A 24,432-nucleotide genomic window follows, 5' to 3' on the forward strand; every position below is an offset into this window, starting at 1 on the left:
GGCATTCGTTTGTGTCCTATGTGGAATTTATTTGTTCGGATCTTTGAAACCATCATTTCAAAGAAACACGAAACATCAAGGAGGACAGCCATGGCGCAGCGTTCCCAACTTCCATCGCTCTTCGGAGGCTCGCCGTTTGCGAGGTCGGGCGCCGATCCCTTCGCGATGCTCCAGCGCGAGATGGGCCGTCTGCTTAGTGAGGCCGCCCGTGGCGGCGGTGGGTTTGTGCAGACGGCGGAGACCCCGGCGATCATGGCGCCGCGCATCGACATCAGCGAAAGCGAGAGCGACATCAAGGTTCGCGCCGAGCTTCCCGGCGTCGACCCGAAGGACGTCGAAGTCACGGCCACCGAGGATTTGCTGACGATCCGCGGCGAGAAGCGGGTCGAGCGCGACGAGGACAAGGAGAATTTCCACTTGGTGGAACGCGCCTACGGGTCGTTTGCCCGGAACATCCGCCTGCCGTTCAAGGTCGACCCCGGACAGGTTCAGGCCAACTTCGAGAACGGCGTGCTGACGATCGCTCTGCCAAAGCCAACGGAACTTCAGCCGCGCACGAGCCGCATCGAGGTCAAGGGGGCCGGTCAGCCGGGCGCTTCGGAACAGAAGCTGAAGAGCGCCGCCGACGAAATGCGCACCGCCAACGCATCCCAGGAGGAACCGGCGTCCAAGGCCGGCGCGGGCACCCGGTAACGCGTATCCGCGCGTCGAACACCCCATCATCGGAAGGGAGAAGGCCATGAGCGACCTGATCGTCATCGCGTACGACGAGGAGTCCAAAGCGGAGGAGGTCCGTTCGACGCTCCTGCGTTTGCAGAAGGAGTACTTGGTCGATCTGGAAGACGCGGTTGTCGTGACGAAGAGCAAGGACGGCAAGGTCCGGCTAAGCCAGACCTACAACATCATGCCGGCATCCATCGCCTCCGGAAGCCTGTGGGGCCTTCTGGTCGGCATGCTGTTCTTGAACCCGCTGCTCGGGGTTGCCGCCGGCGCGGCCAGCGGCGCGTTGGCGGGCGCGCTCACCGACATCGGCATCGATGACGGTTTCATGCGTGAACTCGGCGAAGCCTTCGAACCCGGCACCTCGGCGCTGTTTATCCTCGTCCGCGAGGCGCGGCTGGACAAGGTCCTGCCCGAGATCAGCCGCTACGGCGGCAAGGTTCTGCGCACCTCCCTGCCCAAAGAGCAGGAGGAGAAGATCCAGGCCGCGCTCATGGGCGAGGCGCGGAACCAAACCATGCAGCAGGCCGCCTGACGGCGGTCGGCCGTATTGCCCAATGTCCACACAAACTCGGGAGAGCAACAATGAAATCGTTCCGGAGCATTCTGGCGGCAGCGGGGCTTGGCGCCGCAATTCTGGCCGTCCAAACCCCCTGGCCGGCGCTGTCGCAGGCCGTCGCGTTGGTCGTCGTCGATGTGAAGGCCGTCGCGGCGGGCTACCGCGCGAGCAAGCTGACGGGCACGTCCGTCGTGAACGACAAGAACGAGAAGATCGGCGCACTCGACGACATTATCATCGGACGGGACAAGGTGCTCTTCGCGGTGCTCGAGGTCGGCGGCTTCCTCGGCATCGGTGCCCACTTGGTGGCCGTCCCGTTCAGCGACCTGCAGTTGGACGAAACCGGCAAGAAGATCACATTGCCGGGAGCGTCGAAGGATGAACTCAAGAAACTGCCGGAATTCAAGTACGGCTGATACGCCCGGCCGGAGGTGAGAGTCAGCGATGGGTGTGGCCAAGTCCAAATGTTTCTCTCGCAATGCCGCGTGGTTGGACGTCGATAAGGAAATTATCAAGCGCTTCGGTGACTTTGTCAGCCAAAGGGGCTGCAATCCTCTCTTGCGTTATCAGGCCACACAGTGAAGTCAAATGGTCGCGATATTATAGAACCATTTGACCTGCTGATCACCGAAGACTGCATGAGCGCATTCATGACTGCGAGCGCAGCGACGAAGAGGTCTAACTGCGCTCTATTCTGGATGGCCCATTCTGGATGGCCTGACCGCGCGGCCCCGCTCGATCTCGACTACAGCAATGAAGCCGAGACCCCGCTCTCCGCCGTGACCGGCAGACTCCGGCAGACTTGGCGTGGCTCTCGCTGACACGTTCAAGGCGATCAATCCCGATCGCAAAGATCCTCAGGCCGAGGATTGGGAGGGCGCTTTCCGTCTTTTCGACCTTCTGATGAGGCACCTGATGGCGCCCATCGGCATGCCCCTCTCGATCAATGCTCACGGGGCGGCATTGAGACGTGGGAGCACGTTCCGGCCGATCTCGTCGATCACCTCCGCCGCGTCGCGCGCGCCGTACTTCACGTTGAGAATGACGTGGTTGACGCCCGCCTGGCGCAACGCGTCGAGGAATTGGAACAGGATGTTCCGGCCGCCGCGGAAGCCCAGGTGAATCGGCTGGGCAGGGTGGTCCGGCTCCGCGGTCAGGTCGATGTAGAGCGATTGCACGAACGGCGTGAAGACGCCCGGCCTCATGGCCGTTACGGTGGCGTGCCAGTGCGCGGCGTGCTCCGCCTGTTGCGCGAGGGATCGCGGGTAGGTGATCCAGCCGTCGGCATGCCCGGCGATCCATTCCAGGGTCTGCCGGCTGGTGCCGGTGATCAGGATCGGCAGCGCGCCGACCGGCTTCGGCACGAGGTCGGTGGTTCCCTGCATCACGCCATAGGAGGACTGGATGCGGGGGAAGTTCTGGGTGAGCACGGTGCGCAGAACGGCGAAGCTCTCGCGGAAGAGGGCGCCCCGCTTGTCCATGTCGACGCCGAACGCCGGGAATTCGACCGGTCGGTCGCCGGACGCAACCCCGAGCACGAGGCGGCCGCCGGAAAGCTGATCCACCGAAGCGGCCGCCTTCGCCGTGTGCAACGGATGGCGCAGGGGCAGGATGATGGAACCGGTGGCGAGCGCAATGTCGCGCGTCTGCGCCGCGATCCATCCCAGATAGACCCACGGATCGTAGACCTGCCCGATGTCGCCGAACGACGGGTCGCGCAACGGCACGTCCCGCACCCAGAGCGCGGCGAAGCCCAATTCCTCGGCCCGCTTGGCCAGGCGTTCCTGGTCGCGCATGGTCGGCTCGTCGCGTTGGAAGGCCTCGATGGGAAAGAAGACGCCGAGCGTCAACCGGCCCGGCGCGAACATCCGCCGGAAGCCCTTCGAATCGCCCGGCCGGGCCGTCGTGTTTGCCTCCAGCATGGCAGCTCCTTACCGAGGTGACGTCACGCTCAACCAGTTTGTCGGTCCGGGGAGCCGCATGGAGATCATGCGATCCTCGACCGTCCTGGGGGGAAGGGCGGCGAATTGCTCCGGCGTCAGGTCCACGAGGACGACGGCGGCCCGTTCCGGCGCATAGCGCGTGTTCGCCGGGCTCACGGCCACGAGATGAGCCTTGGGAACCGCCGGAGGACCGCTCGCCACGACGATCTCGGCCGGTTGGCTATCGGTGCCGACGACCACATCCTGGACGACCCCCACGCGGCGGGACCCATCCTCCGACAGGACGACGAGGCCGACCAACGCGGGTGCCGCGGGCATGGGTTCGGCCGCGGCGTATCGACGGTCTTCATGCTGGGCGCAGGCGCTTGCGGTCATCAGGACGGTTGCGCACAGCAACGGCAGAATCGGTAATGGCAGAATCAGTGTCCGCATGGTCTGGGTCTCCCTTTTTGGTCAACTGCCGACCGGCAGCGGCACGAACAGGGCGCCATCCTCACGCCGACGCAGAACGAGCACGTAGTCCTTCTTGGCTTTGCGCGCCTCCTCCACCGCCTTGGCCACATCGGCGGGACCGGTCACCGGGGCCTGCCCGACGCGGGTGATGACGTCGCCGGGTTGCAGGCCGACACCGGCGGCCGGGCTGTTCGGTGCCACATCGACCACCACCGCGCCTTGGGCGTCGGGGTCGAGCCCGTACTCCTTGCGCAGCTCCGGGGTCACCGGGGCCAGCGCCAAACCCAACTTGCCCTCGCCGGGGTTCTGCGGCTGTGCCTCGGCCTGCCGGGTCGGTTGCAGTTCCAGGACATGGGCGTTCAGCGGGATCGCACGGCCGTCGCGCAGCACCGCGATCGGGACGGTGTCGCCCGGTTTGGTCTGCGCCACCAACCCCGTCAGGGTGTGCGGCTCGGACACGGGTTTGCCGGCGTAGTCGGTGATGACGTCACCCGGCTGGATACCGGCCAGGGCGGCGGGGCCGTCCTTGGACACGTCGGCGACCAGCGCGCCCGAGCGGTCCTTGAGGCCGAGAGCATCGGCGACCTCCGGACCCACCGGCTGGATCATGACGCCGAGGTAGCCGCGCGTCACCCGCCCTTTGTCGCGCAGCGCGGCGATGACGGGCTTTGCCAAGCCCGACGGAATGGCGAAGCCGATGCCGACGTTGCCGCCGCTTTGGCTGAAGATGGCGGTGTTCACACCGATTACCTCTCCCTGAAGGCTGAACATCGGGCCGCCGGAGTTGCCTTGGTTGATGGCGGCGTCGGTCTGCAGGAAGTCGTCGTAGGGACCCGCACCGATGTCACGGCCGCGGGCCGAGATGATGCCGGCGGTCACGGTGCCGCCGAGACCGAAGGGGTTGCCGATGGCCAGCACCCAGTCGCCGATCCTCGATCGGTCGCTGTCGCCCCACTGCACGCTGGGCAGCGGGTGTTTGGGGTCGACCTTGAGCAAGGCGAGGTCGGTCTTCTGATCGGTACCGACGATCTTGGCGGGCAAGGCCTGCTTGTCGGACAGCGTGACCTCCACCTTGTCGGCATTCTCGACAACGTGGTTGTTGGTGACGACGTAACCGTTCGGGTCGATGACGAAGCCGGAGCCCAGCGCCCTGGCAGGCCGGTCGCGCGGCGCGGCGTCCGGGCCTTCACCCCGGTGCGGTGTCTGCCGGCGCATCAGATCTTCCAGAAAGTCGCGCAGCGGCGAATCCGGCAGCGTGGAGAACGGTCCCATGCCGGGGCCGATGTCCGGCTGCTCGGATTGCGCCATCTGGCGTACCGGGGGAGCGCCGCTGGAGGCGATGATGGTGACGACGGCGGGCAGCTTGGCGGTGGCGAGGTCGGCGAAGGTGGGAGGCACCTCGCGCTGCTGCGCCACAGCCGGGTGCGCCAGCAGCAGACAGGCCGACAGTGCAAGGCCGACGGCGTGCACATGGGCGGGCGGTGCCAGCGCGGCGGCTCGGGCACTCGATCGGCTGGGCATGGTGTAAGCGCTGGGCATGGCGGCCTCTGTGTTGCATCGGCCAGGCAGGGGTACGGGTCAGTGAGCCATCAGGACCGGCACGGTCATGTTCTCGAGGACATCTTGCGTCATGCCGCCGAGGATCATTTCGCGCAGGCGCGACCGGCCGTAGGCGCCCATAACGATGAGGTCGGCTCCGATGTGGACGGCGCGGGACCGCAGGGCATCGGCATCGGCCAGTGCCTCCGGCTCGAACGTCTCCGCCCGGACGGTGAGGCCGTGCCGCGCAAGATGCTGGACCACGTCGTCGACCCCCCAGTCCTCGTCGGGATCCGGATTGACGGAGAGGACGGTCACCGTGGTCGCCATGGTCAGAAGCGGCAGGGCGTCGTGCACGGCGCGCGTCGCCTCGCGGCTGCCGTTCCAGCCGATCAGCACGGTCGTGCCGACCTGCTCAATGAGTTTGGCATGCGGCACGACCAGCGCGGGGCGGCCGCAGGCGAGGATGACGTCCTCCGGCGCGTCCAGGCCCGTGGGCTCATCGGGATCGTGCTGCCCGAGGATGACAAGGTCGGCGCCGCGCGCCTGACGGGCGACGAACGGTTCGGGAAGCCCGATGATGCCTCGCCACTCGCCCACCACCCCGGCGCTCCGCAGCATGGTCCGGAATCCGTCCTCGTCGGTGGGCGACTCCGGCGCGCCGGCACCGATCAGGTAGGCGTCGTACCGGCGCGCGAGATCGACGGCGAGGGCGAGACGATCGGCGCACGCGGGCGAAGAGCCGACATGGACGAGGATGTCTTTGATGGGCATGGTGCTTCTCCCGGACCCGACGGCCTAGAACTGCGTGTCGATGGCTGCGACGAGATGGGGGAAGTCGAACGGGCCATCGTGCCGCCGATCGTTTATGAAGAAGGCCGGGGTGCCGTTCACCCCGCTGCGCACGCCGCCGAGGAAGTCGTCGCGGACCTTGGGCGTGTATGTCCCCTCGGCCAGTGCGTCGCGGAGCTCGGTTTCGGACAGCCCCAACGACCGCACCGCGGCGAACAGAAGCGGAATGCCCAAGCGCTCCTGGTTCTCGAAGAGGAGGTCGTGCATCTCCCAGAACCGCCCATGCGCCCCTGCGAACTCCGCACTCTCCGCCGCGCTTTGGGCATTGGGGTGGACTTCCGTCAGCGGGAAGTGCCGGAACACGAACCGGAGCTGCCGGCCGTAGTGCTTCTGCACGAGCTGGACGTGAGGGTGCGCGGCCCCGCAGTACGGACACTCGTAATCGCCATATTCGACCAGGGTAACCGGGGCGTGGGCGTCTCCCTGGATGTGGTCACTCGAAGTGACCGGCATTTTCAACACCGCCATGGCTGCTCTCCCGAAGCGATGGTCCGTTCGGCATGAACGGCATGTCGCCCCTAACGTGAATCCGGTCTAGCTGGGCAACCGCTCCAGCGCATTGAGGATGCCGTCGGCACCGGGGTTGACGGCGAGCGGCGAGCGGTAGCTCCAAAAGATGACGCCGTTCTTGTCGATCACAAACAGCGCGCGTTCGCTGACCCCGTCCCCGTCCCGATAGGCCCCATAGGACTTCGAGACGCCGCCCTTTGGTTCGAAATCGGCAAGCAGCGGGAAGTGCAGGTTGCGAGCTTTTGCGAACGCCTGATGGCACCACGCGCCGTCGACGGAAACGCCCAGCACCTCGGCTCCATGTTTCAGGAACTCGGGACGGACCTGGTTGTACAGCACCATCTGGTCGCCACAGACTGGGCTCCAATCGGCGGGGTAGAAGGCAAGGATCACCGGCCTGTCACGAAATTCAGAAAGCGACAAGCATTGATCGGGCGTGACATGGAGCGTGAAATCGGGAGCCGAAGTCCCCGGGGATAAAACTTGAGACATGTGTCACCTCGCTGGAGCAGACGGCAATGGTCTCCGCGGTGTTGCGTGCATGGAATCGATTATGTTGCGGTGGCTGACGGTTGCGTTGACGAGCGTCAACATTCCTTGATTTTTGTAAGTCGGAACGATCCCGACATCGGCTTATGGGTTTGCAAGCGGCTCGTCGCCGAGCCACGGGTCTGGACGCAGCGAAGCCAAGGGAAGATCCTCGAGACGTTTGTCGATCTCGATTTCATGCACACGAACGGCTTCAGCGCCGTGCTCGCGCAGGATTCGCTGAGCCTTCTCCTCTTGCTCGGGCGTGCGGACGCGGACCCACAGGACGAGGCCGCCGACAGCCATCAGCGTTTCGAGTTCCCTGGCCCGCTCCGCTCCGAGAACACGGCTGATCAAGGCACCGACGCCGCCTCCGGCCGCCCCGCCTGCGGCGGCCGCCGCGAGGGCCAGCGCCAACGTTCCTCCCGAGGCGACGACCCCAAGCGCCGCAGCCGCAGCGCCGACGTAGGAGAGGGCCCCGGCGACCAGCGCCGTGGTGGTGGCCACGTCCTCATGCGCGATATAGGCGCGGCACATCCGGCACATCGGCAAGTTCCTCGGCGGGCGCATAGACGCCGCCAAGTTTCTCCCGGATCGTGTCGGGGTGGGCCATGAGGTCGATGTCCGCTCGGTCGAAGCCTCCGCAAAGCAAGGCGTCGGCCGCGGCATCGAGCGCATCGGGCGAGCGGAGTACGCCGGCCACCTCGCGCACCTTGACCCGCTCGATCACCGTGTCGGAAGGCCCGTTCATTGCCATGCTCCTTTATGGATTTCGCCCCACCCGAGCATCGCGTGCCCGGTGCATCGTCAGCGCAGCAGCGCCGCCATCGGGCCGCGGTCGCGCAGCAACTGACGCGCCCGGTCGCTGCGTACCAACTCGAGTGCCGCCCTTTCCGCGAGGGCCTTCTCGAGCGCCAACTCGACCACATCCTCGACGGGCTCGACCGCGCTGCTGCCGCAGTTCGGGCATTGCTGGACAACCGTTTCCCACAAAGCGGCACAGTTGCCGCAACGGGTGCCGGGCTTGGCGAACATGTCGTCGACGGCGAAGGTCATCACCCGCCCCACGGAAAGGGCCTCGAGCGTCGGGCGCACACCCCAGGCGGCGCTGTTCGGAGCGGCGTCGATGATCCGTTGGATGGTAGCGACTTCCTCGCGCTCCTCAACGGCACGCTGCGCCGGTTCGGCTGCGGTCGCTACTTCGGCCGGCCGCGCATGGGCCTCGACGGAGAACGCGCCGCAGACGCGTTGCCGGGCCGCTTTGGAGAGCTGCTCCATGAAGGCGGTGCGAAGCGCCGGATGCTGCGCCGAGACCAGCAGGTAACGGCCTTCGAACTGCGACAGGACCATCTCGGCGACGTGGGCAAGCACTTTGGCCTCGATCTTCTTGGCGTCCGTCACCAGGACGTCGAGGCGGTCACGCGGCACGCGGTCGGAGAGCATCTGGTGCAGACGGTCGCCCCTGACTTGGAACACCTCCTCCACCACGCCGATCTGGCTGATGAAGAAGCGGCTGTGCTCCTGCGACAGGATCACCAGGACGAAGCGGTCGTGCTCGTCCTGTGTCCGCACCAGCGGGCGGATGTGGGGCCGGCTGCCCACATGTACGCCGTCGGGCAACTCCAGCGGAAGTGCGAGTTGCCGCCACAGGCCAAGCGGCCGGCAGACAAAGAACGCGGCCCCGCGGCCCATCGTGGGGAACGCGTCGTGCAGGGTATGCTCGATCCGACTGAACTCCTCGACCAACTCCTGCCGTGCGCGCCCATTGTCAATTTGTTTCAACATGGGCGTGACGAGGCTCGAATAGGCGGAACGCCAAGCATTGCCGACCCGCCGATCAGGACCGAGCCGCAGGTACACGCTCAGCACCGGCGCTTGCGGCGCCTCGACCTTGGCGAGTTCCCGCAAATGCCCGGGTGTCAGAAGGCGGTAGGCCGTCCTGTCGTCCATGGACGTTCGAAGCCGCGCGACGATTCTGTCGCGGAGTTCGGGCGTGTAGCGGTCGTGTACGGTGACGGATACGGATGGAACGCTCATTCCGTCTGTCCTTTCCCTTCAGGCTTGACCTCGCGGACAGCGTCGGCGAGCCAGCGCGCCGCTTCTGGCACGGACAACCCGAGCGCCATGGCGGCCTTGGGCAAGGGCACGCGATAAACCTCGGCCAGAAGGAAGACGTGGCGCGCGCGCGGATCGAGCAAACGGGTGAACGCTTCGGCAGCGGCAGCGGCCTGTTCCGGAGTCATTGAGGACCGGTCCTGCACCACGTCCTCCCAGCGCGTCATCTCGTCGGGCTGGTACCACTCCCAGAACGACTCGTCATCGTCGTAGACCGGTTCGGCCGGCACCCGCGCTTCGAGCGACACCTTCGCCAGATTCCTGAAGCGGGCCTCGCGCCGAACGATGTCGACGACGACCCGGAACAGCAGGGCAAGCAGCCATGCCCTCGTGCCCACGCCCGGCGGCCGGCGGTGGCGATCCTGCCATGCCCGGATCAAGACCTCGCCGGCGAGTTCCTCCGGCGTCAGGTCGTCCGGGCTGAGGTCGCCGATGGCAACGCGGTATTGCAACTCGCGCCGCGCCGCCTCGAACAGCTCCTTCAGGTGCGGCGTCACGATCGCTTGGAAGGCGGCACGGTCGCCGCGCAACGCAGCCTCCCAGTTCGCCTTTGCAGCCATCCCGGTTTCCGATGGAGCTGTTTTCGTCACCGTGACCGCTCCTGGCCCTGTTGGGCGCTCGGGTGGGCTTCCGATGGGGGCGGCAGCATCAGCGGGTCGCGCAGCGTGATGATCTGCCGGTTGTCGTCGGCATCAACGATTTCCAGACTCGCCAGGTTGCCCACGGCGAGATCGACGTACAGTTCCCGTGGCCGGTTCACTATGTGGTCGACGCCTTCCAGGGCAACTTCGATGACATCGTCCTTGGGATCGTAAACGATCCCAAGCAGAGGCAGCCACTCCGCCTCGATCTGCTGACCAAGAGCGAGGGATGCGACCTCAATCTCGGTGCGTTTGCCGACGAGGCCTTTCGATAGGTAATCGAGAAAGCTGTGCCATTCCGCCTTGTCGAGCTTCTGGAGGGCCATGGGCTACCTCCCCAATCGGGTTTTGCCTGCAGCGCCGGCTGTCAAGGAGTCGTCGCGCTGGAAGAAAGTATGCATTAGTATGTGCGGTATGGCGTTGACGGATGTCAAATTGACGGATGTCATTTTGTTGGAGGTGAGCAGGGGTTATGGTTTTGTATATTTGTGAGCGTATGGGGGTTTGTGTATCGTCGCTCCTGAATAATCAGATGAATACATTTTTCTCTTTGAAAATCATTTAAACAAATTGCTTGACATTCCGTTCCTGTTGCTGGAGGCATCGTCGTGGAAGACCCCTATGAGGTGCTCGGGGTGAAGCGGGACGCGAGCGACGACGGCATCCGTCGCGCCTACCGCAAACTCGCCAAGAAATTCCATCCTGACTTGAACCCTGGCAACAGCCAGGCAGAGGAGCGCTTCAAGGCGGTGTCATCGGCCTACGAGCTTCTCTCCGATCCGGACAAGCGCGGCCGCTATGAACGCGGCGAGATCGATGCCTCGGGCGCAGAGCGACGGCCCGATTACTCCTATTACCGTGACTTCGCCGAGGGGCGGAACGGCGGCAGATACTACGGTGGTGATGAGGAGCAATCCGACGATTTCAGCGATCTGTTCGCGAACCTCTTCGGTGACCGGTTTCGCACCAGGGCCACCGGTGGCGGTGCCGGGCCGGAGATCCGGCTGCGCGGTGCCGACCGCCGCTATGTGCTGACGGTGGACTTCCTCGACGCGATCAATGGGACGACGCAACGGCTGCAATTGCCGGACGGAAAGACGCTCGACGTTGCGATCCCTCCCGGTATCGAGGATGGCAAGGTGCTGCGGCTCAAGGAGCAGGGTGATCCCGGTCTGGGCGGCGGCTCGCCGGGCGATGCGCTGATCGAGGTCCGCGTCACCCCCCATCCGTTCTTCAAACGCGTCGGCAACGACCTGCACGTCGAGGTGCCCGTGACGCTTTCGGAGGCGGTGCTGGGCGGCTCCATCACCGCACCCACGCGGACCGGGCCGGTGACGGTGACGGTGCCCGCGGGCTCGGACACCGGTCGGGTGCTGCGCTTGCGCGGCAAGGGAGTGCCGGCGGGGCGCGGTGGCCGGCCGGCCGGCGATCAGTACGTCACGTTGAAGGTCGAGGTCGGGCCCGGTGCTGACGATGCTGAGTTCAAGGACTTCCTGCGGAACTGGGCGCCCAAGCATCCGTTCGATCCGCGCCGCAAACTGGGGATGACGCCGTGATGATGACACTAAATGAGTTGCGACGGTCCTTCGCCGACCTCGAAGCGGCGGACCTCGATCGATGGATCGACAACCGCTGGATCCGGCCGGAAGGGCGGCCGGGTGCTTATGTCTTTCATGAGATCGATGTTGCACGCACGCGTCTGGTTGCGGAGTTGCGTGAGTTGGCAATTGACGATGACGCCCTGCCGCTGGTGCTCTCGCTGCTCGACCAGCTCTACGGCGTGCGGCGGCAGATGAAACTTTTGTACAAGGCGATCAACGCTCAACCGGAGGAGGTCCGCTGGGCGCTCCTGGTTGCTGTACGCGCGAGCGCACCGCCGATGGATGGCGCCGATGCCGACCCGGAGCGCGGTGGTGCTTGAGGATGGCGTTCGATCCGCCCAGGCGTCGGCACCGCAATCGACCGGCGCCTTGCTGCCGCGGAGTCCCAAGCCGCCTCGGGCCGCTCACCCCGTACGGTCGCGTGGGCACGCGTGACGATATCGCCACGATGTGTTCGTGGATGGCGAGGTGATCCTTTACTGGACCTCTGTGGAGACGGCTGGGTGGAGCGGAAAAGAAGGCGGCCACTCGTGGGAGGAGTGGCCGTAAGTATCCAGGAGGAAACGCAACGATGCGTTATGGCTCAAGTGTAGCGGGGCAGACCTCTTGTGCCATGACATTCGTCAAATTACTCCCCGTGTTTCCGAGCTGCGGTGCGTCCTCAGGAGTATCCCCTAGGGCGCTTCTGCAAACCGGTGGCGGGTTGTGGATGTATCTGCCAGGAAGACCCATTGACGGTTGAACGCTACTGTTGGCTTACGGGCTTTCCGCAAAATTCATTATCGATACCATCCCGGATCACTGCCCGATATACGATCATCGCCGGTCCAGGTTGCGGTCCAAGGTGACGTAGGTGTAGGGCACTTGCACGTAGTTCAGCACGCCTCCCGTATTGACATGCGGTGACAGCAGCTTGGTCAGGTTTAGCCCAAGGCCGATGTAGAGGTGCCGTTCCCGCTGATCGGCGGAGCCCGGCTGGTATTCGGCGTAGTTGCGGGCATAGTAGCCGACGTGGAACTCCAGGTGCTTCAGCCAAGGGTTCTCGATCGCGTCGAAGCCGTCCGCCTTCACTGCTAGCAGGTACTTGGTGCGCTGGTAGTCGGTGGTGATGTCCACCTGGCGCTTGCCGCTCGGGAATGGGTCGTATTCGGCGCGGAAGTCTACCTTGCGCTTGATCTCCGGATATTCCCACAGCACGTAGCCCAGCGCCGCTCCTGCCACGTTGAACAGCATGTCCTGATAGGAAAAGCCGTAGTCGTCGCTGAACGCGTCGCCGACCTCGATCAGCCCCATGACGCCCAGCGACGATAACGCGCCGTAGCGTGCCGCCTCGGTTCGGCTGTAGCCGAAGTGCTCGTAGCGGTTGGCGAATAGGTGGCTGATCGCATAGCCCGACCACGCGTGCCCCAGCTTGTCGGCCCCGCCTTCCGCCGTCGTTCGGCCAAACCAGCCCTCATCCTGGAAGCGCGGCCCGGACGTTCCCCAGTCCCAAGACCAAGCGCCCCACCCCAGCGCCACCGCGCCGACGCCCACATTCAGCCAGAAGGCCTTATCTTCGCGGGTCCAATCTGAAAAATCCCCGCGGATCCAATCCGCAGACCACACCCACCCTGGTCTGCAAACGAGGGCAAGCACGAGGAAAACCCGAGCCAGACGTTGCATCCCGCCTCATACCCAAATGGCACCACTCTCCATAAGTAGACCGGAGAAGATTTCGCATGTCCAGGGTTTGCGGCTTTGCCGCTGATCGGCCAAAAAACGAATTTTTCTTGCCCCGGTAGGTACTGTAAGGGCTGTCTTACGCAAAACGGCTTTTCCGGAAAACGGTGGACCTTGGTCTCCTCGCCTCTATCTGGTTCGAATGGTACACCTTGAATTGACGGATGCACAATGGCAGCGGCTGGAGCCGCTGCTTCCTCCCGAAAAGCCACGTACCGGACGACCGAGCCACTCTCACCGCCGGGTCCTCAACGGCATCCTCTGGATCAACCGCACCGGCACGCCCTGGAAGGATCTGCCGGAGTGCTACGGCCCAGTGGGCACGGTGTCGAGCCGGTTCTATCGCTGGCGTAAGGTTGGGGTCTGGCAGCGGATCTTGGAAGCCTTGCAGGCGCGTGCCGACCGTAAAGGGCGGGTGGATTGGTCGCTGCACTTCATCGATAGCACCGTTGTCCATGCTCACCAGCACGCTGCTGGTGCCCGGAAAGCCGGAAGGCAATGCGATGGCGAGGCGCTCGGCCGCTCCCGTGGTGGGTTTTCGACCAAACTCCATGTCCGTGCCGAGGGCCTCGGCAAGCCGGTTACCTTCACGCTGACCGGCGGTGAGGTGCACGACAGCATGGCCTTCCCCGCACTCATGGGCACGGGCTGGATCCGGCGTGTGGGTCGAGGACGGCCACGCCTGAAACCGGATCGGCTGGCCGCCGACAAAGCCTACAGTAGCGGAGTGATCCGCCGCGCCCTGCGCCGCCGCGGCATCCAGCCCGTGATCCCGACCAAGAGCAACGAGCGCCCGGAGCCGACGTTCGATCGCACCGCCTATCGCGAGCGCAACCGGGTGGAGCGCCTGATCGGCCGGTTGAAGCAGTTCCGCCGGATCGCCACTCGGGACGAAAAGCACGCCGCCAACTACCTCGCTATGATCACCGTCGCCGCTATCCTTCTATGGCTCTGACCTTTGCAGAAGCGCCCTAGTCCGCCGTTATTCCGGCGTGTTGCTGCGTCCACGCGATGAGTTGGGGCAGAGGCATGACACCGGCGGTCCGGGCGAGTTCCCTGCCTCGCAGGACCAGCGCAAGCGTTGGAATGCTTCGCACCGCGAAACGCGCAGCGACATCCGGTGCGGCCTCGGTATCGACTTTTGCCAACCGGACATGCGGCTCAAGCCGCTGCGCCGCCTGCTCGACGATCGGCGCCATCATGTGGCACGGACCGCACCAGGCGGCCCAGAAGTCGATCAGGAGCGGGATGTCGCTCCCCTCGGCGTGCTTGGCGAAGCGGCTCGGGTCGTTCAGGGGCAGGGGGTGCCCCTCGAACAGCGGCCGATGGCAGGCGCCGCATTTTCCGCCAGCGCCCAGCCGCGCACGCGGTACCCGGTTGGTCGTGTCGCAGTGGGGGCAGACGACGTGCAGCGCTTCGGACATTTCATCCTCCTCATGGAGCGGCCGGCGTTTCGTATGATGCGGCATGCAAAACCGCGGCGCCTTGACAGGCGTCAACGCCGCCGCCGCCTCGTTGCCTTACAGTGCTGGCTGCCGTTTCGAGGCAGCCCACCGAGGCGTAGCCCACCATGGATCAGCGTCGCACCGCAGCTTCCAGCTTCCATTCGGACGGGATCCCACCATTCGAAGAAACGCCATCGCCGGCGCGCCTGGAGGGATTCAGCGACGGCGTGTTCGCCATCATCATCACGCTGTTGGTGCTCGACGTCCGCGTGCCGCGCGAGGCCACGCTGCATGGAGAACCTCTTGCTGCCGCGCTGCTGAAGCAATGGCCGGTCTATGTGGCGTACGTCCTGAGCTTTTTGCAGGTCGGGGTGGTCTGGGCCAACCATCACACGATGTTCCATCATATCCGCCGCAGCGATCACGTCCTTCTGGTCTGCAACCTCCTGCTCCTGCTCTGCGTGGCGGTGCTGCCATTCACCACGGCGCTGCTCGCGGAATACGCCCGCGCCGGTGAAGCGGAACTCCGGCTGGCCGCGCTCATCTACAGCGCCGCACTCGCCGGTGCGGGGATCTTCTTCAGCGCGATCTGGCAGCACGCGCTGCGCGCGGGGTTGGTGGACGCGCGTGCCGATCCCCACCGGCTGCACGCGCTCGGGTGGCATTGGGAAATGGTGCCGCTGTTCTACGGGGTTGCCTTCGGGCTTGCGTACGTGGCCCCGTACCTCAGCGTGGGCATGTACATGCTTCTGCTGTTCTACTACGCGCTGCCCGGTCCTTCCGTCGTGCGATGGATGCGGGTGCGGCGGGCGCGACGGGTGCGCCAGGCGGCGAAGACCTGAGCTGCGGCACGGCACCGTCATCGCTCAGGGGACGTGCACGGTTCCGCTTGCCGCACTCCTCGGACCGCCGCTGCCCTCCAGCCTTCCTCAGCGGCTCGCCGAGGGCCAGCCCTCCTGTGGACATGGCCAATGCGCCATCGGAGCGCCCAGTCTATTCGTCGCTGTCCTCGAGGGCGTCGTAATGGATGATCTTGACGCGGCGGGTGCCCACGAGCCTGATGGCGCCGCGTTGCTTGAGGCTGGTCAAGGCGCGGCTCACCGTCTCGACCGACAGGGTGAGATAATCGGCGATGTCGTAGCGCGACATCGGCAGGAGAATCCCTTCCCCGGTTTTGCTGGCCTGGGTCCTGCTGGACAGGCGCTCCGCCATCTCGAGGAGAAAGGCACTGACCTTTCCCAGCGAGCCGATCCGCCCAAGGATGAGAATCCTCGTCTGCAGACGGGCAATTTCCGCAGCCGTCACGGTACGGATTTCCCGTCCGAGGTGGGGGTTGGCGTCGGCAAGGGCCTCGGCGCGCTCGCGTGGGTAGGCGGCCACGACCGTGCCCTCCACGATCGCCTCGACGGCGAAGAGATGCACGTTCCGGGATGCAAGGCCGAAAAAATCGCCGGGCAGCAGGAAGTCCACGATTTGCCGCCGTCCGTTGACCTGAACGGTAAAGCGCCGCGCCGCGCCGGAAACGACGCGGTACCAGTGCTCGGCCGGGTGATCCTGGGTATAGATCTCCTGCCCGCGGCCGTAGCGCGTGGTCATCGCCAGCGAACTCAGAACATCGCCAGGGTAATGGCGATGCCCCGTGGGCTGGTCGTGGCAAAGCTGGCTGGAAACATGCATGAAGGCGGCTCCTCGTGCCTGTCGAGACCGATCGAGCTGTCGAGACGTTGCAGTCGGAACGCGGCTGCGCCACCAGCTGCAAGACGATGTGCAATATCACGATGGGATCGGGGCGCCGCAATCCGGCACATCCCTACGGCGTGACCCTACTCCTCCTGCGTTTCGTCCTGCGTCCGGAGCGGGGCGCGCAGGCCTGCCGCCGCGGCCATGAGCACGGCCTCGGGCAGGGTACGTGCGCCGAGCCGCTCCATCACGTGGGCCCGGTGGTTCTCCACCGTGCGCGGGCTGATCCCGAGATCCCTGGCCATGGTCTTGTTCGTACCGCCGGCGAGCAGCCCTTCCAGCACCGCCCGTTCACGGGTGGACATGTCCGCAATGCGCGCCCGCGCGATTTCCGCGACGCTGCAGCGTTCCGCCGTGTCCCGGATGTCGGCCAAGGCAGACGCCACCGCGGCCAGCAGCGCCTCGTGCTCGTAAGGCACCTCCAGGAAATCCACCGCGCCCGCCTTCATGGCCCGCACCGCCAAGCTGATGTCTCCATCACAGCTGCCCACGACGATCACGGGGAGGTGGATCCGTCGTGCCCGGAGTTCCCTCGGGACCGCCAAGCCACCCATCTCCGGCGCCCTGATGTCGAGCAGCACGCAGCCGGGTATCAGCGCCGGCGCCATCTCGAGGAAGGCCCGCGTGGACGTGAAAGTCTTCACGTCGTACCCAACGCCTCGCAGCAAAAGGGGCAGCTCTCGATGAGTCGCTTCCTCGGCATCGACCACGTAGATCAGCGACCCGCTGTGGTTCGTGATGTCCTGGGCGATGCCGGCAATGCGCCGTATCCGGCTGCCCTCGCCGCGGATGGCGAAGAAGGTGTCGCGAATCCAGCGCACCGAGCCGTTGCCCCGGACGATGCGGTACTCCTGGTCGACCGTCTCGCCCTGCAGGACACGGTCCATCGCGTCGCTTGCAAGCTTCCCGATCCTCCGGGTGCACGGTCCCGAGCCAGTGAGGACGCCAGTCCCGCAGCATCGCGTCCGGCGGCTCTCCCCAGACCAGCTCGTAGGCGGGACTGAGGTATTCCATGCGCATGGTCCTGACATCGACGATCCAGAGCACGCTGGCGGAGTGCGCGGCGAATTGCCGGAAGCGCTCTTCGCTCTCGCGCAGGTCATCTTCCGCCCGCTTGCGCGCGGTGATGTCAAGCGCGGCCCCGATGAATCCGACGGGTCGCCCCGCATTGAAGACGGTTTGGCCGTGCGTGGAGATCCACCGCTCGATCCCGTCCTCGATTCCGATGACGCGGTAAGCGATGGCATAGACGCCGTCGCCTCGGGGATCGAGGCAGTGCGCAATGGCCGCTTCGACGCGCGGCCGGTCGTCCGGGTGAATCGCTCCGAGAAAGATGTTCATATCCACATGGGCCTCGGGAGGCAGGCCCCACATGGCCTTGAGGCGCGCATCCCAATCCAGGGCGTCGGTCGTCGGGTCCCAGGAATAAAGCGTCATGCCGACGAGATCGACAGCCGCCCTCAGCCGCGCTTCGCTTCGGCGTACGCGGTCGGCCGCGTCGTGGCGCTGCCGTGACAGGGCAAGGGCGGCATTCACCCGGGCCAGCAGTTCGCGGGCGGCGAACGGTTTGATGAGATAGTCGTCGGCTCCGGCGGCGAGCCCCTCCGCCTGGGCCTCCGCGCCGGCGCGTGCGGACAGAAGAATGATCGGCACGTCCGCGAGCTTCGGTTCCCGCCGCAGAGCGGTCACCAGGTCCACCCCGCTCAGGCGGGGCATCATCACGTCCGACAGCACGAGGTCGGGCCTGCGCCGCCGCGCCGCCTCCAGCGCCTCCTGGCCATCCGGGACCGCCACGACGTCCCAGTGCGCCGACAGCAGGCGGATCAGGTAGTCCCGCATGTCGGCGTTGTCGTCAGCCAGCAGAATCCTTGCGCGTTTCTTGGAGCGCGCTGCACCCGCCACCTCGCCGGGAAGGCGCGGCATCCCGTCTGCGGGGTCATCGCCGGGCAGCCATCGCAGCGCCTCCGCGACGTAGGCGGCCGCTCGCGCGGAGGTGAGCGACTGGGGGTGCGAAACCCCGACCCGCTCCGCCGGCGGGGGGCCTGTCCCGAACGGCAGGGCAACCGTGAACGTCGTGCCACGGCCGACCTTGCTCTCGGCCGTGATTGTGCCTCCATGCAGATGGACCAGTTCCTGCACGAGCGCCAAGCCGATGCCGCTGCCCTCGAACGAGCGGCCTCTCTGGCCCTCGACGCGGTGAAAGCGCTTGAAGACCTGTGGCAGGTCCGCGGTTGGGATGCCGATTCCGGTGTCGCTGACCCGCAGCGCGACGCCGTCAACCATCGCGGTCATGCGCACGGTGATCCCGCCTTCGAAGGTATACTTGATGGCGTTGGAGAGCAGGTTGAGGACGATCTTCTCCCACATGTCCCGGTCCACATGGACCGGTTGCGGAAGCGGCGGGCAGGCGATGTCGAACCGCAAGCCGGCGCGTTCGCAGATCGAGCCGAAGGTCGATGCCAGTTCCGCGGTGAAGCGCGAAAGGTCCGTCGGCTCGTAGGCCACCTGCGCCCGGCCCGCTTCGATGCGGGAAAAGTCGAGCAGCACGTTCACGAGCTTGAGCAGACGCAGGCTGTTGCGATGGGCCATCGTCACCAGAACCCGGCCGTCCTCCGGCAACTCGCCCTCGGGCTTGGCCAGCAACTCCTCAAGGGGGCTTATCATCAGGGTGAACGGCGTGCGGAACTCGTGGCTGACGTTGGAAAAGAATATCGTTTTGGCCCGATCGATGTCCGCAAGCGCCTCCGCGCGCCGGCGTTCGCTTTCGAAAGCCCGTGCATCCGCAACACCGCCCGCAATGTGCCCCGCCACCAGGGCAAGAAAGCTGCGGTAATCCGCGTCCAGAACGCGTCGCGGGCTGATCCCGACAAGGAAGAACCCCGCCAAGGCCGATTGGCTCTGCATCTCCAAAGGAAGGATGAGGGCGGTTTGGACGAGGTCGGGCCATAGGGGGGCGGTAAATATGCTGCCGCGGCTCGGGAGGTCGCGCACCTCCACGGCCTTCTGCGTCCGTGCGACCGCGGCCAATGGCCAAGGCTGGTGCGCGGCAGGTCCGGAGAGCGGAAAAACCTCTGGGAACGTCGATGGATCATCGGGCAGCCGCGCCCCCGCGATCCGGCGAGCGGTCGCGCCATCCTCATCCAGAAGATAGATGGCCGCGAACGGGATGTCCAAGGGGTTGGCATCCAGAACCTCGACTGCCTTCCGACAGGCGGCGTCGACCGTGCGTTGCTCGGACACCCGTAGGCCGAGGTCGCGCAGGGTCGAGAGCCGCCGCTCCCCGAGCACCCTCTCGGTGGTCTCCGTGCAGACACAGAAGACCCCTTCGAGCGTACGGGCATCCTGCGCCAGGATCGGGCTGTAGCTGAAGGTGATATAGACCTCTTCGAGCGGCAGCCGCCGGGCGAAGAAGAACTGGAGGTCTTCGACCCAGGTTGCTCGCCCGGCCCGGACCTCGTCGTGCATCGGGCCGATGGCCGGCCAGATCTCGCTCCAAGCCTCGCGCCCGGGGGCGCCGAGCATGGCCGGATGCTTCGTCTCGCCGAGGAACGGGATGTAGGCGTTGTTGTAGACGATGCGGAGTTCGGGGCCAAGCCAGAGCAGGATCGGGAAGCGGGAGTTCAGGCAAAGGCTGACGGCGGTCTTGATGCTCTGGGTCCAGGTCTCGGGTGGTCCAAGCGGATGTGCCGACCAGTCCTTTGCGCGCATCAGCGCGCCAAGCTCTCCCCCGCCGCGGAGAAACCCTAGGGGATCCTGTGACGATGACGCTGAGATCATGGCGGTTTCCCCCGTGTGCGGTGGACGACCACGAGGCGGGAGATGGTCGTTTCGTTAACTTTCCGCCGCCGAAAAAGTTCCTACCCCAATAGCAAGAGGAGCCAAGACGTCCGAAGTGTCCTAAAAGAGTAGGCGTCGAGTGAATAATTTCGATTCGCGACTACTGGGCGTGCTGGATGCGGCAGCGGCATTGCATGCCGAGCTGCCGATCAGGAAGCGGAGCTTTCGGATTAGCGCGTCCCTGCTCATCGATACGCTGGCTGTCGAGCGGATCGACGTTGAGCCGTGCGCGTCCACATCCGCCAATTCGCATCATCGCGTCCTGCGTTCACCGGCACCGGCATGTGCAAGGAATCGAGCATGGATGGCTCAGTAAAGCGCTGAGCCGCACGACGGCTGCCCGCTGTCCGAACTGTTAGTGGCCGCTCTCGTGGAAGCGCCTGTCGTGCAGCATCACTGAGGCCGTCGGTAAGGGATCTCCCTTAGGCACACGCCGGATGGCCGACCGGCGATGCGGCACGATACTTCGTGGCTGAATATGGGAGAGCGAGTGTGCAGCGACCTCGTCCAGCGGCGTCAATCTCGGCGTTCCTCGAACCCACTGCCGCGCCGTCGAGGGTGACGGTCGCCTCCGAAGCATGATCTGCACACCGCCGCTGAAGGCCCCTCCACCGGCGGAGAGCTCGACCGCGGACCTCCGGCCCACCACCCCACGGTGGGCCGGAGGATCTCAGTCGACAGGCACGTTTGGGAGATTCCAATGGGCGTTTGCGTGAAGCGAGAATGGCTGCGTGAGGCACCGGGTGCCTCCGCCGAGGTGAAGCCCTCCTCCGAGTTCCAGCAACGGCAGGCTGTCCGCAGAGAGGTTCCGGATCAGCCGCAGGAACGAGACGCATCGCGCGGCGAAAACACGGGGAACCGGTAGCATGCCATTCGCTTTGTACAGCCCGGCCTTTCCGAACGGGCAGATGATCCCGTCGAGGTACACGGCGGAGGGCGACAACATCTCGCCACCGCTGGAATGGAGGGATGCCCCCGCCGGCACCCGCAGCTATGCCCTGATCGTCGACGACCCCGATGCGCCACGCGGCGTTTTCCATCATTGGGCCGTCTACAACGTAGCCGGCGAGCGCGACCGCCTGCCCGAGGGCGTCACCGCGGGCGCCAAGACCGAAAGCCTGGGGCACGGGATCAACGATTATGGCCACGCGCATTACGACGGCCCCAGTCCCCCCGCGGGCACGCCGCGCATCATTACCGCTTCCTCCTGATGGCGTTGGACGTGGACGCGCTCGGCCTGGGGCCCAACGCGACGGTCGACGAGGTGCGCAAGGAGGCCGGCAAACATCTGCTGGGCGAAGCCGAACTGGTCGGCACCTACGCGCACTAGCGCTTCGGCCCGCCAAAGCCGCAAAGAACGCAACAGCCGATAAGGAGGACAAGAATGGACAGGCCAGCCGCGATCAACCGGACGGTCCAGGAAGCCGACATCTGGCTCAACGAACTCCGCGAGGAGATGCAGGCCGCGAGCAAGGACACCGCCTATGCGTCCCTGCGGGCCGTTCTCCACGAACTGCGCGACCGGCTGACGGTCGATGAGGCGGCACAGCTCGCGGCGCAACTGCCGATGCTCATCTGCGGCCTGTATTTCAACAGCTGGAAACCCGCGGCCAACCCCACACGGGTGCGGACCGTCCAGGAATTCCTGGACGGCGTGCGCGACCGGGCTGCCGGCCACGAGGAGATCGATCCGGACCTGGCGACGCGGTGCGTCTTCGCGCTGCTCGCCCGCCATGTTTCGCCGGGCGAAATCGACGATGTCATCCGGCAGCTTCCCACGGAACTGCGCGCCCTGTGGACCCCTCCGCGCGCGGAGCGCAGCGCCATTGTGGAAGCTGCGGTGACGCTGGTGGAAATCGACCGTGGGACGGTCCTCGACGAGGATGCCGGCCGGGCCTCGCCGACGCCGCCGACGGAGGTGTCGCGCTGATGCGTTGCGAGGGAGCCATGAACAGGATGTTGAAAGTCGACCTCAACCGCGCGAGCAAGGAACAGTTGCTGTCGATCCCGGGCATCGGCGAAGAGCAGGCCGCCGCCATCAGCGACTACCGCAAGACGCACGGCCGCTTTCGCCGCGTCGAAGAGATCGCCCTTGCCACGACACTGCCGGGCGTCACCATTGGCGACCTGCTCGACCGGGTCGAGGTGTGAGACGCAGACGGATATTGAACAGACTTTGAGAGGAGACAACCATGACCGAAGACGACGACCATCTCCGTCGCAAGGCCGTCAGCGGCAGCAAGAGCCGGCCGAACGACCGGGACGGCGGTGATCACATCCGTCAGGCGCAGGAATGGAACGGCGGGTCGAAGGGCCGCAAGGGGCCGATCACGCCCGAGGACAAGCGGAACCCGAACACCAGCGTCAAGAGCTGATCGTCGACCGTTCGCCCGGCCCTTCAGATGGCGGTGATGATCCGGAGGTTTCCGGTCCGCTTGAGTACGGAAACCGCAACCTGCGCGCCGTGCCGGCAGAACGACACGTCCGCGCAGGCCGGGCCGAGCGACACGCCACTCAACTGCACGGCATCGAGGAGCAACGGCAGACGCGGGTTGTCGAAGCGGATTTCCCCGCCTGTCCGGTCGGTAGAAGTGCAGGTCCTGCCAGTTGCGGATCCGCGGTATCAGCTGGATGCCGAGCAAGTGAGCCAAACCGAAGATCGGGGCGCTTTGCCCCTGGGTATCGGCATGAAGGGTGTCGGGCTGGAGAGCCGACCGGCTCTCGGTGACGAAGTCCAGGATGTGGTTGCACTCCCAGGCACCGCAGGCAATGAAGCGGGAGAACAGGGCGATGTAGGTGTCCGACACCAAGCAATAGCCGATGCCGCCATAGCCGCCGTAGCGGATGTGGTACTCGAACATCAGGCTCTGTGGATGGAGATTTCACTGCGTGCCATCAGCCGAGGCCGATCGCCCCGCCCCCCAGTGCCGCGGTAGATCGAAGCTGGCGTAGGCGTCGATCACGGTGGCGATCGCGGCGTCCAGCGCGTCTTCGGTGATGTGCCGCTGGTTGAGGAAGGCGATCTGCCGCCGGTCCAAGTCCTTCATGGAGCGCGCAGCCTAGGATGGGCCCAGCTTGCAGCCGTAGCAGAAGACGGTGGCGAGGTACCGTTCCTGCGGTCGCTCGATCCGGGCGTCGAAGCCGGAAATCGGGCCGAAGTGGCGGGTCCAGTTCAGCCAGTGCTCGGTGTCGGCCAAGGCGTCCACCAGATCGACCGGAGCGAGCCGCTCCTTCAGCTGACGCTCCAAGTCGGCAGCGCCAGCGGGCTCGGGCTTGGCGCGCAGGCGCTTCAGGACCGGCTCGCCGTTTACGATCTCGACGTGCTCGTTGTCGGGGAGGCAGCGCGCCTCGGCGGCGAACCTTGGCGTCCGGGACCTCGGCGAACACCGCGGTGTCGGCGCCCTGCTCGCGCAGCCAATCGAGATGGCGCAGGAAATCCTGCAGGTGGCGCGGGGTCGGCCGCTTCGGTTCGGTCTTCACGCGGTCCCGCCCGCCGGGTGCGGCCAACGACGAAGACCATCTCCGCCGCCGTCGGCGTGAAGCCGGCCAGTTCCGCCATGCCGGGCGACGCCGCCAAGCGCGGATAAGCGGTGTCCTGGATCAGTGGCATCGCGGAAAATCCAAGGTCGCGGATCCGGGAGCGCCATCGGCCAACCCAGTCTGTCACTTATTCTATTCACGGACCGTTTGCATGTCATAGTCTGCGAGACCGATTGCGTGACTGTTCGGCGCCGGATGACGACCGTCCCGGATTGGCGGCGTACCTCAAGGCGTTGCGCGCCGGTGATACCCTGGTGGTGTGGAAGCTCGACCGCCTCGGCCGCGACCTGCGCCATCTGGTCAACACGGTGCATGATCTGACCGTGCGCGGCATCGGGCTGAGGGTGCTGACCGGCCACGGCGCCGCCATCGACACGACGACGGCATCCGGCAAGCTGGTGTTCGGCATCTTTGCCGCCCTGGCCGAGTTCGAACGCGAACTCATCGCCGAACGGACCCGCGCCGGCTTGGCCGGCGCCCGCGCCCGCGGCCGGACGGGCGGGCGGAAGTTCAAGATGACCGTGGCGAAGCTGCGACTCGCCATGGCGGCCATGGGCAAACCGGAAACGAAGGTGAACGAGCTGTGCCGGGAACTGGGCGTCACCCGGCAGACGCTCTACCGTCATGTCGGACCCGACGGCTCTTTGCGAGAGGACGGCCGCAAGTTGCTCGAACGGCGACATGGATGAC

General features: G+C 65.6%; 26 protein-coding genes and 4 pseudogenes. 12 read left to right on the forward strand and 18 right to left on the reverse strand.

Features of this window, described 5'->3' with window-relative positions; genetic code table 11:
• The first annotated feature begins 90 nt into the window (after positions 1 to 90).
• Genes H1Q64_RS26325 through H1Q64_RS26335 form a run of 3 tightly spaced genes read left to right on the forward strand, consistent with a single transcriptional unit; the run spans position 91 to position 1,695 of the window.
• Positions 91 to 693, forward strand: coding sequence for an Hsp20/alpha crystallin family protein (locus H1Q64_RS26325; protein WP_237906798.1), 603 nt, complete (start codon positions 91 to 93; stop codon positions 691 to 693).
• A gap of 46 nt (positions 694 to 739) precedes the next feature.
• A complete protein-coding gene (locus H1Q64_RS26330) occupies positions 740 to 1,255 on the forward strand; it encodes a DUF1269 domain-containing protein (protein WP_237906799.1) in 516 nt (171 codons plus the stop codon).
• Between the two features lie 50 nt (positions 1,256 to 1,305).
• Positions 1,306 to 1,695 carry a PRC-barrel domain-containing protein gene (locus H1Q64_RS26335; protein WP_237906800.1) on the forward strand — a complete coding sequence of 130 codons (390 nt, stop codon included), beginning with the start codon at positions 1,306 to 1,308 and terminating at the stop codon, positions 1,693 to 1,695.
• 534 nt (positions 1,696 to 2,229) lie between these two features.
• On the opposite strand, the gene H1Q64_RS26345 is transcribed toward H1Q64_RS26335, so the two are convergent.
• The 11 genes from H1Q64_RS26345 to H1Q64_RS26395 form a co-directional block, all read right to left on the reverse strand.
• Positions 2,230 to 3,201 (reverse strand): LLM class oxidoreductase, encoded by a 972-nt coding sequence (locus H1Q64_RS26345; RefSeq protein ID WP_237906801.1) that lies wholly within the window; start codon positions 3,199 to 3,201, stop codon positions 2,230 to 2,232.
• A 9-nt stretch (positions 3,202 to 3,210) separates the two neighbouring features.
• Positions 3,211 to 3,654 carry a hypothetical protein gene (locus H1Q64_RS26350; RefSeq protein ID WP_237906802.1) on the reverse strand — a complete coding sequence of 148 codons (444 nt, stop codon included), beginning with the start codon at positions 3,652 to 3,654 and terminating at the stop codon, positions 3,211 to 3,213.
• 21 nt (positions 3,655 to 3,675) lie between these two features.
• Positions 3,676 to 5,214 carry a DegQ family serine endoprotease gene (locus tag H1Q64_RS26355; RefSeq protein WP_237906803.1) on the reverse strand — a complete coding sequence of 513 codons (1,539 nt, stop codon included), beginning with the start codon at positions 5,212 to 5,214 and terminating at the stop codon, positions 3,676 to 3,678.
• A 39-nt stretch (positions 5,215 to 5,253) separates the two neighbouring features.
• On the reverse strand, positions 5,254 to 5,988 hold the full coding sequence (locus H1Q64_RS26360; RefSeq protein ID WP_237906804.1) for a universal stress protein: 735 nt from the start codon (positions 5,986 to 5,988) through the stop codon (positions 5,254 to 5,256).
• Between the two features lie 24 nt (positions 5,989 to 6,012).
• Positions 6,013 to 6,534: a DsbA family protein gene (locus H1Q64_RS26365; RefSeq protein WP_237906805.1), complete on the reverse strand. Its 522-nt coding sequence runs from the start codon at positions 6,532 to 6,534 to the stop codon at positions 6,013 to 6,015.
• A gap of 66 nt (positions 6,535 to 6,600) precedes the next feature.
• The gene (locus H1Q64_RS26370; protein WP_237906806.1) at positions 6,601 to 7,068 is read right to left on the reverse strand and encodes a redoxin domain-containing protein; all 468 of its coding nucleotides are present in this window, start codon (positions 7,066 to 7,068) and stop codon (positions 6,601 to 6,603) included.
• Between the two features lie 141 nt (positions 7,069 to 7,209).
• A complete protein-coding gene (locus H1Q64_RS26375) occupies positions 7,210 to 7,641 on the reverse strand; it encodes a hypothetical protein (protein ID WP_237906807.1) in 432 nt (143 codons plus the stop codon).
• The gene (locus H1Q64_RS26380) at positions 7,616 to 7,855 is read right to left on the reverse strand and encodes a hypothetical protein (RefSeq protein ID WP_237906808.1); all 240 of its coding nucleotides are present in this window, start codon (positions 7,853 to 7,855) and stop codon (positions 7,616 to 7,618) included. Before H1Q64_RS26380 ends, H1Q64_RS26375 begins: the two co-directional genes overlap by 26 nt.
• A gap of 56 nt (positions 7,856 to 7,911) precedes the next feature.
• On the reverse strand, positions 7,912 to 9,141 hold the full coding sequence (locus H1Q64_RS26385; protein ID WP_237906809.1) for a hypothetical protein: 1,230 nt from the start codon (positions 9,139 to 9,141) through the stop codon (positions 7,912 to 7,914).
• Positions 9,138 to 9,809, reverse strand: coding sequence for an RNA polymerase sigma factor (locus H1Q64_RS26390; RefSeq protein WP_237906810.1), 672 nt, complete (start codon positions 9,807 to 9,809; stop codon positions 9,138 to 9,140). The genes H1Q64_RS26385 and H1Q64_RS26390 overlap by 4 nt, the downstream gene beginning before the upstream one ends.
• A complete protein-coding gene (locus H1Q64_RS26395) occupies positions 9,806 to 10,186 on the reverse strand; it encodes a DUF5335 domain-containing protein (RefSeq protein WP_119508544.1) in 381 nt (126 codons plus the stop codon). The genes H1Q64_RS26390 and H1Q64_RS26395 overlap by 4 nt, the downstream gene beginning before the upstream one ends.
• Positions 10,187 to 10,468: 282 nt before the next feature.
• Between H1Q64_RS26395 and H1Q64_RS26400 the strand changes: the two genes are divergently transcribed.
• Both H1Q64_RS26400 and H1Q64_RS26405 read left to right on the forward strand, forming a co-directional pair.
• A complete protein-coding gene (locus H1Q64_RS26400; protein WP_237906811.1) occupies positions 10,469 to 11,416 on the forward strand; it encodes a DnaJ C-terminal domain-containing protein in 948 nt (315 codons plus the stop codon).
• A complete protein-coding gene (locus H1Q64_RS26405) occupies positions 11,416 to 11,781 on the forward strand; it encodes a chaperone modulator CbpM (RefSeq protein WP_237907204.1) in 366 nt (121 codons plus the stop codon). Before H1Q64_RS26400 ends, H1Q64_RS26405 begins: the two co-directional genes overlap by 1 nt.
• A 496-nt stretch (positions 11,782 to 12,277) precedes the next feature.
• Here the strand turns inward: H1Q64_RS26405 and H1Q64_RS26410 are convergent, their stop codons facing one another.
• Entirely contained in the window at positions 12,278 to 13,123 is an 846-nt protein-coding gene (locus tag H1Q64_RS26410; protein WP_237906812.1) for a DUF2279 domain-containing protein, read from the reverse strand.
• A gap of 199 nt (positions 13,124 to 13,322) precedes the next feature.
• On the opposite strand from H1Q64_RS26410, the gene H1Q64_RS26415 reads away from it, so the two are divergent.
• Positions 13,323 to 14,135 (forward strand): IS5 family transposase, encoded by an 813-nt coding sequence (locus tag H1Q64_RS26415; RefSeq protein ID WP_237906813.1) that lies wholly within the window; start codon positions 13,323 to 13,325, stop codon positions 14,133 to 14,135.
• A gap of 16 nt (positions 14,136 to 14,151) precedes the next feature.
• Here the strand turns inward: H1Q64_RS26415 and trxC are convergent, their stop codons facing one another.
• On the reverse strand, positions 14,152 to 14,604 hold the full coding sequence (trxC, locus tag H1Q64_RS26420) for a thioredoxin TrxC (RefSeq protein ID WP_237906814.1): 453 nt from the start codon (positions 14,602 to 14,604) through the stop codon (positions 14,152 to 14,154).
• 146 nt (positions 14,605 to 14,750) lie between these two features.
• On the opposite strand from trxC, the gene H1Q64_RS26425 reads away from it, so the two are divergent.
• Positions 14,751 to 15,467, forward strand: a complete 717-nt coding sequence (locus H1Q64_RS26425) for a TMEM175 family protein (protein ID WP_237906815.1) — start codon at positions 14,751 to 14,753, stop codon at positions 15,465 to 15,467.
• A gap of 151 nt (positions 15,468 to 15,618) precedes the next feature.
• On the opposite strand, the gene H1Q64_RS26430 is transcribed toward H1Q64_RS26425, so the two are convergent.
• The 3 genes and pseudogenes from H1Q64_RS26430 to H1Q64_RS26440 form a co-directional block, all read right to left on the reverse strand.
• Entirely contained in the window at positions 15,619 to 16,302 is a 684-nt protein-coding gene (locus H1Q64_RS26430; protein ID WP_237906816.1) for a helix-turn-helix domain-containing protein, read from the reverse strand.
• 146 nt (positions 16,303 to 16,448) lie between these two features.
• Complete coding sequence (locus H1Q64_RS26435; protein ID WP_330874619.1) at positions 16,449 to 17,612, reverse strand: response regulator; 1,164 nt, start codon at positions 17,610 to 17,612, stop codon at positions 16,449 to 16,451.
• Positions 17,524 to 20,142 (reverse strand): annotated as a pseudogene (locus H1Q64_RS26440) (ATP-binding protein); the annotation flags it as partial. The pseudogene H1Q64_RS26440 and the gene H1Q64_RS26435, both read right to left, overlap by 89 nt.
• Positions 20,143 to 21,110: 968 nt before the next feature.
• On the opposite strand from H1Q64_RS26440, the pseudogene H1Q64_RS26445 reads away from it, so the two are divergent.
• The 4 genes and pseudogenes from H1Q64_RS26445 (at position 21,111) to H1Q64_RS26460 (ending at position 22,577) form a co-directional block, all read left to right on the forward strand.
• Positions 21,111 to 21,532, forward strand: a pseudogene (locus H1Q64_RS26445) (YbhB/YbcL family Raf kinase inhibitor-like protein).
• Between the two features lie 54 nt (positions 21,533 to 21,586).
• Positions 21,587 to 22,132, forward strand: a complete 546-nt coding sequence (locus H1Q64_RS26450) for a DUF2267 domain-containing protein (RefSeq protein WP_237906818.1) — start codon at positions 21,587 to 21,589, stop codon at positions 22,130 to 22,132.
• Between the two features lie 26 nt (positions 22,133 to 22,158).
• On the forward strand, positions 22,159 to 22,353 hold the full coding sequence (locus H1Q64_RS26455) for a ComEA family DNA-binding protein (RefSeq protein ID WP_237906819.1): 195 nt from the start codon (positions 22,159 to 22,161) through the stop codon (positions 22,351 to 22,353).
• A 41-nt stretch (positions 22,354 to 22,394) separates the two neighbouring features.
• Positions 22,395 to 22,577 (forward strand): hypothetical protein, encoded by a 183-nt coding sequence (locus H1Q64_RS26460; protein WP_014197791.1) that lies wholly within the window; start codon positions 22,395 to 22,397, stop codon positions 22,575 to 22,577.
• Positions 22,578 to 22,600: 23 nt separating this feature from the next.
• Here the strand turns inward: H1Q64_RS26460 and H1Q64_RS26465 are convergent, their stop codons facing one another.
• Complete coding sequence (locus H1Q64_RS26465) at positions 22,601 to 22,741, reverse strand: hypothetical protein (RefSeq protein WP_237906820.1); 141 nt, start codon at positions 22,739 to 22,741, stop codon at positions 22,601 to 22,603.
• Positions 22,742 to 22,826: 85 nt separating this feature from the next.
• Positions 22,827 to 23,408, reverse strand: a pseudogene (locus H1Q64_RS26470) (Tn3 family transposase); the annotation flags it as partial.
• A gap of 519 nt (positions 23,409 to 23,927) precedes the next feature.
• Here H1Q64_RS26470 and H1Q64_RS26475 point away from each other — a divergent pair.
• A pseudogene (locus H1Q64_RS26475) lies at positions 23,928 to 24,431 on the forward strand (recombinase family protein); the annotation flags it as partial.
• Between the last annotated feature and the right edge of the window lies 1 nt (position 24,432).

The organism is Azospirillum brasilense (assembly GCF_022023855.1).
In the GTDB taxonomy this organism is placed as follows: domain Bacteria; phylum Pseudomonadota; class Alphaproteobacteria; order Azospirillales; family Azospirillaceae; genus Azospirillum; species Azospirillum brasilense_F.